Below are 14,825 nucleotides of genomic sequence, written 5' to 3'. Positions count from 1 at the left end.
GGGGAAACTCGCCGCCCCTTTTCTTTTGTCCGGCGCAGGTGTATTGGAGATGCAATACACGTAATGGGAGGATGATAATGCGCCTGTTGACGATCGCACTGGTGCCGATGCTGGCGACCACCGCAGCCTGCCAATCCAAATGGGAGAAGGAAGGCTCAAGCATATCGCCCAGCGGCCCCGGCGCCTCGCGAACCTATGCCGCGACCGGCTTTACCGGCGTCGATCTGCGCGGTTCGGACAATGTCGATGTCAAGATCGGCAGCGCCTTCTCGGTCACCGCCGAAGGCGATCCGAAGGTGCTCGACCAACTCGATATCCAGGTGGTGGACGGCAATCTGCGAATCGGCCGCAAGGATCGCAGCGGCAATTGGTTCAGCCACGACAATGGCGTTCGCGTCCATGTGGTGATGCCGGCGCTGGCGCGCGCCCGGGTGAGCGGATCGGGCAACCTCTCGGCCGATCGTGCCGAAGGCAATATCGAGGCGGCGGTCACGGGCTCGGGCGATCTCGACATCGAGAATCTGAAGGGTGGCACCGCGACGCTGACCATCGCCGGATCGGGGGACCTTAGCGTCAAGGGCACGGCGGAGAAGCTGTCGGCCTCGATCGCCGGATCGGGCGACATTTCCGCACGTGGCCTGACCGCGAACAGCGCCGATATCTCGATCGCCGGATCGGGCAGCCTTCACGGTACCGTGAAGGGCGCGGCATCGGTATCGATCGTCGGATCGGGCGATGTCGAGCTGGTCGGCGGCGCGAAGTGCACCACCAACGCAGTCGGCTCGGGCGAGGTGCGCTGCTCCTGATCCAACTGGCGCAGGCACTCGATCAGGATCGAAACAGCCGTCATCCACGGCCAGTGGTGGGCAACCTGCGGGTTTCGAGGATTGCCGATGGCAGGGCGCCCGTCGCCCCAGCGAAAGCTGGGGCCCTGTGAGGCTGGGGGCTAATTGCGAAAGATCCCAGCTTTCGCTGGGATGACGGGCGGATCGTCGTCCCCGCTTTCGCCGGAATGACGATGCGGGGTGCCGTCTAACTGAAGAACGGCGCTAGGCGGCGATCGGGAAGCGGAGCAAACGGTCTTCGAGCGCCACCAGCGCCTGCGCGCCGCTGCCCACCGCACGGACGATCTCGGGATGATGCGCGTCCAGCCCCCCGGTGAGCGCACCGAATGCGGGCAGGATGAGCTTGGTTTCCGTCGCGACGAAGCAGCGCCGCGCCACCTGCCGCCCGCGCAGCCGCAGCCGCAACTTGGGATGGAAATGGCCCGAAAGCTCGGGCCGCGGATCGCCGGGATCCGCCTCATGCCGCAGCACAAGCCCGTCGATCAACGCCTCTTCCTCGATCGTGCCGCCGCAATGATCCGCCATCAGGCTGTCGTGATTGCCGGTGATCCAGCGCCAGTCGAGCCGCGCCGTCAGCGCCGTCAGCATGGCCCGCGCCGCCTCGGGCAGCCGCTCGCAGCCCGCCGAATCGTGAAAGCTGTCGCCCAGGCACCAAAGCTCGCGCGCCTGCGTGCGATCGACCAGCGCGGTGACGTCGCTCAACGTCGCGATCGAATCATAAGGCGGCAGCATCTGGCCGCGGACAGCGAACCAGCTCGCTTTCTCGAAATGCAGATCGGCGACGAGCAACGCCCGCCGCGCCGGCCAGTACAGCGCGCCCGCGGCCAGCGCCCTGAAATCATGTCCGGCGAACGAAAGGGGAACCATGTCGCCGCTATCGGGCGCGGCGGCGCGCCAGTCAACCGCAGCGTCAGCAGCGCTGGATTGCCACCTTGCGCCCCTCGAACTGGATGGTGCCGTGCCCATCGTCGATCCGGACGACCTTGTAGGTGCGCGTCTCGGGCTTGGTCAGCTTCTCGGGCGTGTCGCTTTCCATCGAGAAGCGCTCGGTGACCGTTTCGGTCACCTGATCCCCGGTAAGCGTCCAGCTTCCGGAATCCTCGCCATATTGCAGCGTGCCATCGGCATTGTAATGCGCGATGAAATCGCTGGAGCAATTGGCCTCGGCCGACCAGCTCCCGACCAGCCATTGCGCCAGCGGCGAAGCGGCAATCGCAGCAGAGGTCGCGACAGGCGCGGGCGGCGCTTCGTCGGCCGGATCGGCCGCGACGTTTGCAGTCACATTCGCAGCCGGCGCCGACGGTTTGGACTCGCACCCCGCCAGCAGCCCCGCGCACCCGATAAATATGGAAAGCCCCCGCTTCATGGAGGCTATCCTAACCCAGAAAGCGCCCGATCTCCAGCGCTCAGGCTTTGGCCATTGCCCCGATCTCGGCCAGAATCCGTACCCAGGAACGGATGCCCTTGTGGAAGCTCTTGAGATCATATTTCTCGTTGGGCGAATGGATATTGTCGTCGGGCAGCGCAAAGCCGACCATCACCGTATCCATGCCGAGGATCTTCGAGATCGACGTGACCACCGGGATGCCTCCGCCGCAGCCGATCAGCGCCGACTTGCCCCATTCCGCATCCAATGCGGCGCGCGTGGCGGCGAGCGGCCCGCTGTCACTCGCGACGCTGACGGCGGGACTGCCCGGCCCCCGCCCCGCGAACGCGACCGTGCAATCGGCAGGAAGCCGCGCGCGCACATGTTCCTCGAACGCCGCCCAGATCCTGTCCGGATCCTGCGTGCCGACCAGGCGGAAGCTGATCTTGGCGTGCGCCTCGGCGGGGATCACGGTCTTGAAGCCTTCGCCCGTATAGCCGCCCCAGATGCCGTTGACCTCGGCAGTCGGGCGCGCCCAAATCTGTTCGAGCACGCTGCGGCCCTCCTCGCCCGCAGGCACGCGAAGGCCGATCTCACCAAGAAACGCCTTCTCGTCGAAGCCAAGCGCATACCAGCTCTTGCGGACCGTGTCGCTGATCTCGGGCACGCCGTCATAGAAGCCGGACAGCGTCACGCGGCCGTCCGCATCCTTCAGATCGGCGAGGATCGTGCTCAGCAGCTGGATCGGATTGCGTGCAGCCCCGCCATATAGTCCCGAATGCAGATCGCGCGAGGGGCCGCGTACCGTCACCTGCCCCGCCACCATGCCGCGCAAGCCGATGGTGAGGCCCGGCGTCTCGGTATCCCACATCAGCGTGTCACAGATCAGCGCGAAATCGGCCTTCAGTTCCTCGGCATGTTGGTGGAGGAAGGGCTCCAGGCTGGTCGAGCCCGATTCCTCTTCGCCTTCGAACAGGATGGTGACCTTGCACGGCAAGGCGCCGGCAGTTTCCTTCCATGCGCGGCATGCCTCGACAAAGGTGCGCAGCTGGCCCTTGTCATCCGATGCGCCGCGCCCGACGATCTGCTTCGCGCCGTCCGCGCGCGCCTCGATCACCGGATCGAACGGATCGCGCTTCCACAATTCGAGAGGGTCCACCGGCTGCACGTCATAATGGCCGTAGAACAGCACGTGCGGTCCATCGCCGTCATGGTGCGCGACCACCATCGGGTGCCCCGGCGTCTGCGCAACCCGCGCGTCAAAGCCCAGCGACGCCAGCTCGTCAGCCAGCAATCGCGCGGCACGCTGGCATTGCTCGGCATAGGCCGGATCGGTCGAGATCGAAGGCACGCGCATCAGTGCGAACAGCCGTTCAAGGCTGTCATCGATATGGCGCTCGGCAAAATCGAGCGCGGTGGCGGAGTCGGTCATGCCTGCCGAGCTAGGCTCGCACGGTGGCCGGAGCAAGGGCCGGCTATCGGCGCGCGCAGGTGATCGAGTTGCTCTTGCCGTTGCCATGGATGCGGCAATCGAACTGCGGCAGCGCGGCAAGGCCCGTCGGCACCTCCTCCCCGCCGACCCACAGGATCGACGCACCCTCGGCATCGGCCAGGGCGGCGATCCGCTCGCTACTATGCTCGGCATGATCGAGGTAGATCGCGCGCAGCCGCACCGGATATCGCGCGCGGCGGAAGAAGAAGCCAGCCACCTCCGCCTGGCGCGCATCGCCGCTGAGCGCGCTGCTCGGATTGTCCCAGAGAAATACCACGCTGCGCGCCTTGTTCGCCATCAGCCAATCCGATCCGCGCTCGAATTCCAGCGGGTTGAGCGTCGCGCGCAACTCCGGGCGCGCATAGGCTGCGGCGTTCAGCGTCGCGGTGGCGGCCCAGGTGACAAGTACGATGCTGGGCAGCAGCCCGAGCAACAGCCGCGTGCGCGCGAGCACGATCGTCAGCCCGAAGAGCAAGGCGGGCATATAGGGGAACAGATAACGCGGCGCGAAAGAGGGCCGGATATAGCCCATCACATAGACCAGCAGCACCGATGCGACCGCGCTGAGCGCCAGCATCGCTTCGGGCGGCGCATACGGCATCGGCGTGCCCGTCGCGCGCCGCTCGGCAAATTGCAGCCCGAGCACGACCAGAACGATCGCGACAACTGCGGGGGCGGCGATATTCTGCGCGAAGAGATGCCCCGAAAGCTGGAGCAGATCGCTGGGCGCGAGGAGCGGATACCAGGCCGCGCCGGGCTTCAATATGCCGGACAGGAACGACCATTGCAGCGACAGCCACAGCCCCGCGACGGCGAAGATCGCCAGGCCCGGCGCAGCGTCGCGCAGCCTCGGGCGGATCGCCCAGAGCAGGCACAGGCCCTGGATGCCGGCGATCACCGCCGCATGCACATGCGTCATCACCATCAGCGCGCCGAGCAGGGCCCAGAGCGTCAGCCAGCCGCGCGTGCGAAACTCCATGGCGCGCAGGAACACGATGGCCTGCGCGGTCGCAAAGAGGAACAGCAAGGCCTGCGGCCGCGCCTGTGCCACGAACAATAGTCCCGGCAGCCAGATCGCGGTGAACCCCGCCCAGAGCAGGCGCTCGCGGCGATCGTCCGGCCCCCAAAAAGCGATAAGAACGATCGCACCCAGCGATGCGATCAGGCTGGGCAGCCGCAGCGCGATATTGCTGTCGCCCGCGATCTTTTCCCACGCCCACATGGATGCGTAATAAACCGGGCCGCTCAGCTCCTGGCGGCACCATTCGAACAATCCGGCGAAATCCGGCTGCGCGGCGATCACGCCGGTATAGGCTTCGTCCAGCCAAAGTGGCGCGCCCCAGGCGAAGACGAACCGATGCACCACGCCAGCAAGAAGCGCGAGCGCGAGCGCGGCCCATTCGACACGGCGGAGGGTCCGGGGCTGCATCAGCGCGGCACCTTCCACGAATGCGACCAGCAGACAGGGGTTGCACGGGTGACAATGAGCACAGGCGATTGGGGCCGGAGGACGGAAGGCATGGCGTGGATGCGCGCCAGATAGGTGGCGATATCGGCCACCACGCCGGTCTGGCGGGTCCAGACTTCGGGCAGCGTGCAACCGGGCGGCGGCGCGGGCGCATGGCGGAGCGCGCGTGCGACTTCGGCCACGCCGGTCACCGCCCCGAGCGATAGCAGGAGGACGGCGGCAATCCCGGCGCGGCGATGTGCGGCCCAGTCCGTATCGATCAGGCTGGCGGCGACCATCACGGCGAGGACGGCCAAAGGCGCGATCGACGCGCGCATCGCGAAATCGCCATTGTCGCCGATATGCAGAAACGGGATCAGCGCCAGCATCACCCCCGCCAGCACCAGACTGTCGAGCCCGAAGCGCCCGGTCGCGCGCAGCCGGTAGACGATCCATACAAAAGGCGCGATTTCGAGCGCGAGGAAAAGCGCGAGCGTCGCGAGCGGCGGAACGGCGAGTCCTGAGGACACCTGCTGCGCGTCCGCCGCGATATAGGCCAAAGCGGGGAGCGAAACGGCCAATGCCAGCGCCCCGGCGGCAATGTCGCGCAAGCCAATCGCGCGTATTGTTCGCAAGGCCGCCCAGGCCACCAACGGCAACGCGCCGATCATCGCCAGCGGCGACCAGATCGCCACGATCGGAAGCGACGCCGCGAACGTTCCCAGCGAAACCTCGCCACGCCGATGCAGCAGATAGAGCAGGGCGCAGAACCAGCCGGCAAAGGCATGTTGCGGCACCCAGAAGATCAGCGTGAGGACCGAGGAATATTGCAGCCCCGGCGCCCAGCGCTCGAGATGATCGAACGATCCTGCGCTGCCGGCCAGCACATTGCCGAGAAGATCGAGCCCGCTGAACGCAACGAATACGGCCAGCGCGATCCACCGCGCGCGGCCACCGGGGAAGAGGAGTGAGCCCAGAGCAAGCATCAGCCCCAACAAAACCGTGTTGCAGGCCAACAGCGCAATTTCCGCGCCCGGCCCGAACAATGCGGGCAGCAGATACATTCCAAGCGGCGCGCGCAGCACCTGTTCGCCGACATGGGTCTGATAGGCGAAGGGCCAGGGGTTTCGCGCGAGATCGGCGAGCACCGCGTCGCGGATCTGCCAATCCTCGTTGGCGTAGAACAGCCGCCCCTCACCGCCGAGCAGCAACAGGATCAATGCGGCCGCGAAGCTGACGCCGAGTACGCGCCACGAAACGCGTGCCCCGAATATGTCGCTCCGCCAAAGCAGCACCAGCAATCCGCATGCCGCCACCGCCGACACAAGGGCGAGCATGGTCTTCCCCAGGAAGACCGGCACCAGCACATTGCCGAGCGCAAACAGCCCGAACAATGCGGAGGTCAGGATGCGGCCGGATATGCCGCCCTGGGGCGGGCCTGCGGTCACGCGGCGGGGCGCACCAGCGCCAGCGGATCGCGTCCGGCGATCAGCGCCTGCGTGATATCGGCAAGCGTCTCGACCATATAATCCATCCGCGCGGCGTCGATGCCCGGCCAGACGCCGACCCAGAATGCGTCTTCCATCAATTTGTCGGTGTTGGTCAGTCCGCCATGGACGCGGTACGCCACGTCGCGGAATGCCGGCTGGCGGATGATGTTGCCGGCGAACAACAGCCGCGTGCCGACCTTTCGCTCTTCCAGTGCGCGCGTCACGTCGTTGCGCGCAAAGCCCGCCCCGTCGCGCACGGTCATCAGATAGCCGAACCAGCTCGGATCGGTGCCCGGTGTCGCCTGCGGCAGGTGGTAATAGCGGTCGAGCCCGGCAGCGCGCAGGCGCTTTTCCAGCTCGACGAAATTCTCGCGGCGGCGCGCGATGAAATGGTCGAGCTTGGTCAACTGGCTGACGCCGAGCGCCGCCTGCATGTCGCTGACCTTCATGTTATAGCCGATATGGCTATAGGTGTATTTGTGGTCATAGCCCTTGGGCAGATCGCCCAATCGCCAGCCAAAGCGCTTGTTGCAGCTATTGTCCTTGCCCGGCGCGCAATAGCAATCGCGGCCCCAGTCGCGGAAACTCTCGCAGACCTTGGCGAGCAGCGGGCTGTCCACCAGCACCGCGCCACCCTCCCCCATGGTGATGTGGTGCGCGGGGTAGAAGCTGAGCGTTGCGATATCGCCGAACGTACCGACAAGCTGGCCGTTTGCAGTCGCGCCGAATGCGTCGCAGCAATCCTCGACGAGCAGCAGATCATATTTGCGGCAAATCTCGCGGACGCGAACCACGTCGAACGGGTTGCCCAGCGAATGCGCGATCATCACCGCGCGGGTCTTTCCGGTGATCGCGGCTTCGATCAGATCGACATCGACATTGTGCGTCTCGATATCGACATCGACGAAAACGGGCACGCAGCCATATTGCACGATCGGCGTGATCGTCGTCGGGAAGCCCGCCGCAACCGTGATGACTTCGTCGCCCGGCTTGATGGCCTTCGGCCCGCGCTTCCAGCTGGTGAGCGTCGCGAAGGCGAGCAGATTGGCAGCGGAGCCCGATACGGTGAGCTTCGAATAGCGGCGGCCGCAGCGCTCGGCGAGTTCGCGTTCGAACTGCTCGGCATAGCGCCCGGCCGTCAGCCACATGTCGAGCGAGGCATCGACCAGCGAGGCGCAGTCATTGCCGTCCATCACCTTGCCCGATGGCGGAATATAGGTTTCGCCCGGCACGAATGCCGGCTTGGGGCGCGATTCGAAATAGGCGCGCGCAGCCGCGACAATGGCATCGCGCTCGGGATCGGCGGCAAGCAGCTGGGTCACGATTTGGCGACTTTCTTCTGGAGCTTGTGCACCGGGTTCTCGCTGTTCTTCGGCAGCGCCCGGGTGTCGAAATTGATCCGCTCGCGCTCGACCACCATGGGTCCGCGGCGGACCTGCGAATGGATCGAGGTGACATATTCGCCCAGGATGCCGATGAAGATCATCTGGATGCCGGATAGGAAGAAGAGCGATACGATCATCGTCATGGTGCCGCGCGGTGCCATGCTCGGATCGAACAGATAGGCGATCACCGAGCCGAGCGCGTAGAGCATGCAGAGCGCCGCGAGGCCGAAGCCGGCAAAGGTGCACACGCGCATCGGTGCGTTGGTGAAAGAGAAGATGCCGTTCAGCGCCTGATCCACCAGCCGCGGCAGATTGTTCTTCGAAATGCCGCTCTTGCGTGCTTCCCAGGTGTAGGGGAGGATGACGCGGCTGAAGCCCACCGATGCGATGATGCCCCGCACATAGGGATAATGGTCGTCATGCTCGACCACGGCCTGCCAGACCTTGCGATCGATCAGCTGGAACTCGCCGACATTGACCGGGATATCGATATCCGAAAGCCCGTTGACGATGCGGTAGAAGATGCCCCGGCAGATGCGCAGCGCCAGGCTTTCCTGCCGGTTGACGCGCGCACCCGCGACCACTTCGACGCCGGTCTCCCACAGCCGCACGAAATCGACGATCTTCTCGGGCGGATCCTGCAGATCGACCGCGAGGAACACCACCACCGCATCCCCGGTCGCCGCGCGCAACGCGTTGAACATAGAGCGAAACGGCCCGAAATTGCGCGCGTTCAGGATCACCTTCACCGCCGGATCGGTCGCAGCGATCTCGCGCAGAATATCGGGGGTGCCATCGGTCGAGGCGTTGTCGGCGAAGATGTGCTCCAGATCGTAATCGGCGAGCGGCCCATCGAACAGCGCCCGCACGGTTGCGTGGCAGCGCGCGACATTGTCGGCCTCGTTGAAGCAGGGCGAGACGATCGAGATGGTCTTGCGGGTCTTGCGGGTCATGCGGCGGCCTTTTGAAGAAGCGGCCGCATCGCGGCGATGGTACGGTCGAGACCGGTTGCGAGATCGATCCTTGGCGACCAGCCGGTCGCATGGCGGAGCGCGCTGATATCGCCCTCCATGTGCATGATCTGGCCGGGTCCGAAATCGACCTCGCCGAAGCGCAGCTCCAGATCGGGCGCGATACGATCGCGGATCATCGCGGCGATATCGCGCACCGGAAGCGCGCTGCCCGAGCTGAGATTGAATGTGCCGCGCGCATCGCCAAGCGCCACCGCGAGCACGCCCGCGGCGGTATCGTCATTATAGAGATAATCCCATTTCTGGGTGCCGGGCGTCATCTTCGGCGATGTGCCCGTGGCCATCCCGGCGATCAGGCTGGGAATCAGCCAGTTCGGATTGTCTCCCGGACCATAGGTAGCGAAGAGCCGGAGCCACGCGAATTCCACGTCCGCAACCTCGCAGCGCTGGCGCGCGAGATGCGAGGCGGAGAGCTTGGCCGCACCATACAAGCTTGAGGGGTTCGGCACGTGCGTCTCGGCGACGGGGCCGTGGAACATGCCATATTCGGCCTGGCTGCCCAGTCCGACGAACTTGCGCGCGCCATGGCACACAGCCGCCGCAGCCAGGTGGCAGGTGGCGTTGATATTGGCGAACTGCACGTCATCGGCGCGCGCGTCTCCCGAAACGCCCGCCCATGCCGTGTGCACGACGATATCGGGGCGGACGGCTGCGAAGAGCGCGTCCACCGCGTGCCGATCGAACATATCCGTGCGCGTATAGGGCGCATCGCACCCCGCGAGCCGCACGGGCGCATCGCCCCGCCCGCTTGCATGCACCGCCACCCCCGCAGCCTGCGCGGCGCGCACGACCGCCGCGCCAACGAAACCGCCGGCGCCAGTGACCAGCATCTTCAAGGATTTGTCCCCGCTCATCGAGCGTCAACGTGAAAGATATTGGTTAATTTGCTCTTTAGATATTGCGCGCAAATCGCCTTTGCCGAGCCAACAGCGATACCATTCCGCGCTGAGAGCCAATGCCGCGTCCAGGCTAAGCTTGGGGTTCCAGCCCAGCCCGGCATTCGCCTTGGCGCAATCAAGCATCAGCGTTGCTGCCTCATGCGGGTGCGCGCCCGGATCCTGCGTCCAGCAAGCGCCTTCGCCCCAATGGCCGACGAACAGATCCGCGACTTCGCGGACCGGCGCGGCGTCGCCCAGCGCAGGGCCGAAGTTCCAGCCTCCGCCAAAGCCCGTATCGCCGTGCAGCCGCTCGGCCAGCATCAGATAGCCGACCAGCGGCTCCAGCACATGCTGCCATGGGCGGATCGCCAGGGGGTTTCGGATCTGTAGTGGCTTGCCCGAAGCAAAGGCGCGTACCGCGTCGGGCACCAGCCGGTCCTCGGCGAAATCGCCGCCGCCGATGACATTGCCCGCGCGCGCCGACGCAACGCCGATCCCTGCCTGTGCCAGAAAACTGTCGCGATAGGCGGATACGGCGAGTTCGGCGCACCCCTTGCTGCTCGAATAGGGATCGTGCCCGCCCATCGGGTCGCCCTCGGCATAGCCGCGCGCGGTTCCGATATTTTCATAGCATTTGTCGGTGGTGATCACGACGATCGTCTTGACCGAACCGACCCGGCGGCAGGCGTCGAGCAGGTTCACCGTGCCCATCACATTGGTCTCGAACGTCTCGACCGGCGTTTGATAGGATTCGCGCACCAGCGGCTGGGCGGCAAGGTGGAGCACGATCTCCGGCCGGCCGGCCGCCAAAGCTGCCTCCAGCGCCCAGATATCGCGGATATCGCCGACATTGTGATCGACCGCCGAAGCCAGTCCCAGCAGCTCGAACATCGAAGGATCGGTCGGCGGCGTCAGGCTATAGCCGTTCACCCGCGCGCCGAGCATCTCGAGCATCAAGGTCAGCCAGCTGCCCTTGAAGCCGGTATGCCCGGTCAGGAACACCTTCCGGCCTTGCCAGAACGCGCGGTCGATCACGGCCTAGTGCCAGACTTTCCAGGGCGCCTGCTTGGCTTCCCACATGCCCTCCAGCATCTGCCGGTCGCGCAGCGTGTCCATCGGCTGCCAGAAGCCGTCATGGAAATAGGATTTCAGCTCGCCTTCGCTCGCAAGCGCCTCGAGCGGGCCGCGCTCCCAGACGCAATCATCGTCATTGCCCAGATAATCGCCGATATCGCGCGAAAGCACGAAGAAGCCGCCATTGATCCAGCCACCTTCATCCACCGGCTTTTCGGCAAAGGCGCGGACATCATCGCCATCCAGATCGAGCTGGCCGAAGCGGCTGCTCGGGCGCACCGCCGTCACCGTCGCGCGCTTGCCATGCGCCTTGTGGAAGGCGATCTGCGCGGCGACATCCACGTCGCTGACGCCGTCGCCATAAGTGAGGCAGAAGGAATCGTCATTGCCGATATGCGGCAGTGCCCTGCGCAGCCGGCCGCCGGTCATCGTCGTCTCGCCGGTGTTGATCAGGCTGATCTTCCACTCCTCGGCGTCGTTGCGATGCACTTCCATCGATCCCTTGCGCATGTCGAAGGTCACGTCGGACATGTGCAGCGCGTAATTGGCGAAATATTCCTTCACCATATAGCCCTTGTACCCCAGGCAGATGATGAAGTCGTTCACCCCGTAGTGCGAATAGATCTTCATGATGTGCCACAGGATCGGCATGCCGCCGATCTCTACCATCGGCTTGGGCCGAAGCGAGGTTTCCTCTGAGAGGCGCGTGCCGAGGCCGCCGGCCAGGATGATGGCTTTCATGGCGCGAAGGTTTCAACGAAGATGGTAAACAAGTCGTGAAGGCCCGCCTGGTTCAGCGCACCAGCCCACCCGCCCGATTGAGCACCGCCTGCGACGCGACCATGCCGCAAACACGCGGGTCGAGCGCGACCGGGGCGATCCGCCCGGCAAGATCGCCATGCCCGATCATCGCCTCCATCATCCACGCGCCAAAGCCGCCATCGATCAGATGATCCTCCAGCGTCTCGACGCGGGCGTGCTGCGCCACCATCTCCGGCTGCGCGGCCTTGCTCGCCATGCCCCAGAGGGGCATCGAGTAGACTGGTGCGCCCTCTGCCCGATCGAGCGCCGCGCCCAGCGCCGCGCCGGTTGCGATCAGCGCGCGCCCGTCCCAATGCTCTCCCTTGCGCACCGGAACCCAGCGGCCCGGCGCCACATCGGGAAGCGCGTCGTGATAGACCGGCTCGCCCGCCTTGCCGATGCGCAGATAGGATGGCCCCGGATTGGCAATCAGCCATCGCATGCACGCGCGCACTTCCCAGGCATCGCCGGGTGCCGCGATGGTCATGCCTGGCATGCACCGCATCAGCGCATAATCCTGCACGGCATGATGCGAATAGCCGAGCGCGCCATAGGCAAGCCCGCCGCCCACCGCGACGGTTGTCACCGGCAGGCCGTGATAGCCCACATCATTGCGGATCTGCTCGGCGCAGCGAAAGGTGGGGAAATTGGCGATCGAATAAGTGAAGACGTGATAGCCTTCGGACGCCATGCCGGCGGCAAGGCCCGCCATATTCTGCTCGGCGATCCCGGCGTTGATGAAGCGATCGGGAAAGGCATCGGCGAAGGGCTCAATCACGCCATAGCCGAGATCGCCGACGATCAGCGCGATATGGTCATGCGCTCCGGCCAGCGCGCAAAGCTCTTCGATAAACGCGTTACGCATCGCCGATCTCCGCGATCGCCTGCGCAAGCTGCGCCGCGTCCGGGTTGCGATAATGCCACGCGACCTGGTTCTCCATGAACGAGACGCCCTTGCCTTTGATCGTGTACGCGATCAGCATCGATGGCTTGCCCGGTTCCCACGGCGCGCCGGAAAGCGCATCGGCGATGGCGCGCACGTCATGCCCATCCACTTCGCGAACCGCCCAGCCGAACGCCGCAATCTTCTCCGCCAGCGGCTCGATCCGCAGCGTCTGCTCCACGGTCGTGAGGCTCTGCAACTTGTTATAGTCGATGATGCCGACAAGCGTATCGAGGCGGTGATGCGCGGCAAACAGCATCGCTTCCCAATTGCTACCCTCCGCCATTTCGCCGTCGCCCAGGATGACGAAGGTGCGCCAGTCGCGCCCCTGCTTCTTCGCCGCCAGCGCCTTGCCCGTGCCAAAGGGCAGGCCGTGGCCCAGCGACCCGGTCGAGAATTCGACGCCGGGCACCTTGTGGCTGATATGGCTCATCAGGTCCGAGCCATCCTGCGCATAGCTCTCCAGCCGGTTGAGCGGGAAGAACCCCGCATCGGCGAGCGCCGCATAGAGGATGACGCAGGCATGCCCCTTGCTCAGCAACAGCCGGTCGCGCGCATCCCAAGCGGGCTCGGCGGGATCAACCCGCATCACCTCACCATAAAGCGCCGCGACAATATCCGCGATCGAAAGCGCGCTGCCGATGTGCGAAGCGCGGGCACGCGTCACCATTTCGAGGGCGAGCCGCCGGATACGCTGCGCACGCGCCTTGAGCGGGCAGCCCGCCGGATCCTTTCGCACGGGCACAGGCATGGTCATCGCCACACCCTTCGCCGCACATGGTTAATCTTTGCCTAAGGGCATCAGGCACCCGAGCCAGGTCTCCAGTCGGGCAGCGCGCGCAATGCCCGGCGAACAGATCGCGGTAGAGCGGGCAATCCTAGTCGCAGAAAAACCGATCCATTAACCCGCCATGCTCCCCCGGAAAGCAGACGACGGCTATTCCGGCGTGCTTCTACAGCGCGCGATGGCCCGAAATCGACAGGCCATATCCTTCCAGGCCGACCAGCATCTGCGGCCAGTTGGTCAGAAGGGTGATGTCCTTCACCCCCACATCGGCAAGGATCATCGCACCTTCGCCATAAGCGCGGAACTGGCGCTCGCTCTGGTCGGGGCTCAGAACACGGGGATCTCCCGGGGAAACGCCAATGCCCGGAGCCGCGTCCCCGGCAAGGACAACCACCACGCCGGCTCCTTCCGCGCCGATAAGCTCCATCGATCGATGCAACAGGCCGTTGCGACCCCCTACCCCCGAAAACAGGTCATGATTTGCCGACAGAACGTGCATGCGGACAAGGGTGGGCGTGGCGGGGTCGATATGCCCTTTGACCAGTGCGACATGGCGATTGCCGGTCGCCCGGTTCCGGAAGTTGATCGCTTGCCAGCTCCCGCCCCATTCGCTTTCGAAGGGCACTTCGGAAAGCCGCTCGACGAGATGGTCGTGCCTGCGCCGGAACGCGATCAGGTCGCGGATCGTGCCGATCTTTAGGCCGTGATGCCCGGCGAACTCGATCAGGTCGGGCATCCGTGCCATCGTGCCGTCGTCATTGATGATCTCGCAGATCACGCCCGACGGATTGAGGCCTGCGAGGCGGGCAATATCCACCGCGGCTTCGGTATGTCCGGCGCGAACCAGCACGCCGCCGTCGCGGGCGATGAGCGGGAACACATGGCCCGGCGTGACAAGGTCGTCCGCGCCGCGGGCATGGTCGGTCGCAACGGCGATGGTGCGCGAACGGTCAGCGGCGGAAATGCCCGTGGTCACTCCTTCGCGTGCTTCGATGGAGACAGTGAATGCGGTTTCGAAGCGTGAGCCATTATCCTGATTCATCAGGCTCAGGCCAAGCTGTTCGACGCGCGCCTTTGTCAGCGCCAGACAGATCAGCCCGCGGCCAAAACGCGCCATGAAATTGATCGCACTCGGCGTCGCCATCTGGGCCGGAATGACGAGATCGCCTTCATTCTCGCGGTCCTCGTCGTCGACCAGGATGAACATCCGGCCGTTACGCGCCTCTTCGACCAGCTCCTCGGGCGTGGCGAGGACCAGGCGTGCGTCGCTTTGCGTCATGGCAACA

General features: G+C 65.2%; 14 protein-coding genes. 1 reads left to right on the top strand and 13 read right to left on the bottom strand.

The window, feature by feature from the left end; all coding sequences use genetic code 11:
* Positions 1 to 77: 77 nt before the first annotated feature.
* Positions 78 to 806: a head GIN domain-containing protein gene (locus SSO01S_RS13905; protein WP_066799754.1), complete on the top strand. Its 729-nt coding sequence runs from the start codon at positions 78 to 80 to the stop codon at positions 804 to 806.
* Positions 807 to 1,049: 243 nt separating this feature from the next.
* Here the strand turns inward: SSO01S_RS13905 and pdeM are convergent, their stop codons facing one another.
* The 13 genes from pdeM to ribB form a co-directional block, all read right to left on the bottom strand.
* Positions 1,050 to 1,712, bottom strand: coding sequence for a ligase-associated DNA damage response endonuclease PdeM (gene pdeM, locus SSO01S_RS13900; RefSeq protein WP_066799750.1), 663 nt, complete (start codon positions 1,710 to 1,712; stop codon positions 1,050 to 1,052).
* A gap of 43 nt (positions 1,713 to 1,755) precedes the next feature.
* Complete coding sequence (locus SSO01S_RS13895; protein ID WP_157073790.1) at positions 1,756 to 2,127, bottom strand: hypothetical protein; 372 nt, start codon at positions 2,125 to 2,127, stop codon at positions 1,756 to 1,758.
* 124 nt (positions 2,128 to 2,251) lie between these two features.
* Complete coding sequence (locus tag SSO01S_RS13890) at positions 2,252 to 3,643, bottom strand: M20/M25/M40 family metallo-hydrolase (protein WP_066799747.1); 1,392 nt, start codon at positions 3,641 to 3,643, stop codon at positions 2,252 to 2,254.
* 43 nt (positions 3,644 to 3,686) lie between these two features.
* Entirely contained in the window at positions 3,687 to 5,132 is a 1,446-nt protein-coding gene (locus tag SSO01S_RS13885; protein ID WP_169798363.1) for a glycosyltransferase family protein, read from the bottom strand.
* Entirely contained in the window at positions 5,132 to 6,598 is a 1,467-nt protein-coding gene (locus SSO01S_RS17770) for a hypothetical protein (RefSeq protein ID WP_066799741.1), read from the bottom strand. The genes SSO01S_RS13885 and SSO01S_RS17770 overlap by 1 nt, the downstream gene beginning before the upstream one ends.
* Positions 6,595 to 7,962 (bottom strand): lipopolysaccharide biosynthesis protein RfbH, encoded by a 1,368-nt coding sequence (gene rfbH / locus SSO01S_RS13875; RefSeq protein WP_218000373.1) that lies wholly within the window; start codon positions 7,960 to 7,962, stop codon positions 6,595 to 6,597. The genes SSO01S_RS17770 and rfbH overlap by 4 nt, the downstream gene beginning before the upstream one ends.
* Positions 7,959 to 8,978 (bottom strand): glycosyltransferase family 2 protein, encoded by a 1,020-nt coding sequence (locus SSO01S_RS13870; protein ID WP_083943094.1) that lies wholly within the window; start codon positions 8,976 to 8,978, stop codon positions 7,959 to 7,961. Before SSO01S_RS13870 ends, rfbH begins: the two co-directional genes overlap by 4 nt.
* Positions 8,975 to 9,886, bottom strand: coding sequence for an NAD-dependent epimerase/dehydratase family protein (locus tag SSO01S_RS13865; protein ID WP_245646794.1), 912 nt, complete (start codon positions 9,884 to 9,886; stop codon positions 8,975 to 8,977). The genes SSO01S_RS13870 and SSO01S_RS13865 overlap by 4 nt, the downstream gene beginning before the upstream one ends.
* A 30-nt stretch (positions 9,887 to 9,916) precedes the next feature.
* Positions 9,917 to 10,969: a CDP-glucose 4,6-dehydratase gene (gene rfbG / locus SSO01S_RS13860; RefSeq protein ID WP_066799734.1), complete on the bottom strand. Its 1,053-nt coding sequence runs from the start codon at positions 10,967 to 10,969 to the stop codon at positions 9,917 to 9,919.
* Positions 10,970 to 10,972: 3 nt separating this feature from the next.
* Entirely contained in the window at positions 10,973 to 11,749 is a 777-nt protein-coding gene (rfbF, locus tag SSO01S_RS13855) for a glucose-1-phosphate cytidylyltransferase (RefSeq protein ID WP_066799732.1), read from the bottom strand.
* A 52-nt stretch (positions 11,750 to 11,801) separates the two neighbouring features.
* Entirely contained in the window at positions 11,802 to 12,674 is an 873-nt protein-coding gene (locus SSO01S_RS13850; protein WP_066799730.1) for a transketolase family protein, read from the bottom strand.
* On the bottom strand, positions 12,667 to 13,509 hold the full coding sequence (locus SSO01S_RS13845; protein WP_218000372.1) for a transketolase: 843 nt from the start codon (positions 13,507 to 13,509) through the stop codon (positions 12,667 to 12,669). The genes SSO01S_RS13850 and SSO01S_RS13845 overlap by 8 nt, the downstream gene beginning before the upstream one ends.
* A gap of 196 nt (positions 13,510 to 13,705) precedes the next feature.
* On the bottom strand, positions 13,706 to 14,818 hold the full coding sequence (gene ribB, locus SSO01S_RS13840) for a 3,4-dihydroxy-2-butanone-4-phosphate synthase (RefSeq protein WP_066799728.1): 1,113 nt from the start codon (positions 14,816 to 14,818) through the stop codon (positions 13,706 to 13,708).
* Positions 14,819 to 14,825 lie beyond the last annotated feature (7 nt).

Origin of the sequence: Sphingomonas soli NBRC 100801 (genome assembly GCF_001591025.1) — a bacterium.
Classification (GTDB): domain Bacteria; phylum Pseudomonadota; class Alphaproteobacteria; order Sphingomonadales; family Sphingomonadaceae; genus Sphingomonas; species Sphingomonas soli.
The sequence above is the reverse complement of the archived record's forward strand: the minus strand, read 5'-3'. Positions and strand labels throughout refer to the sequence as shown.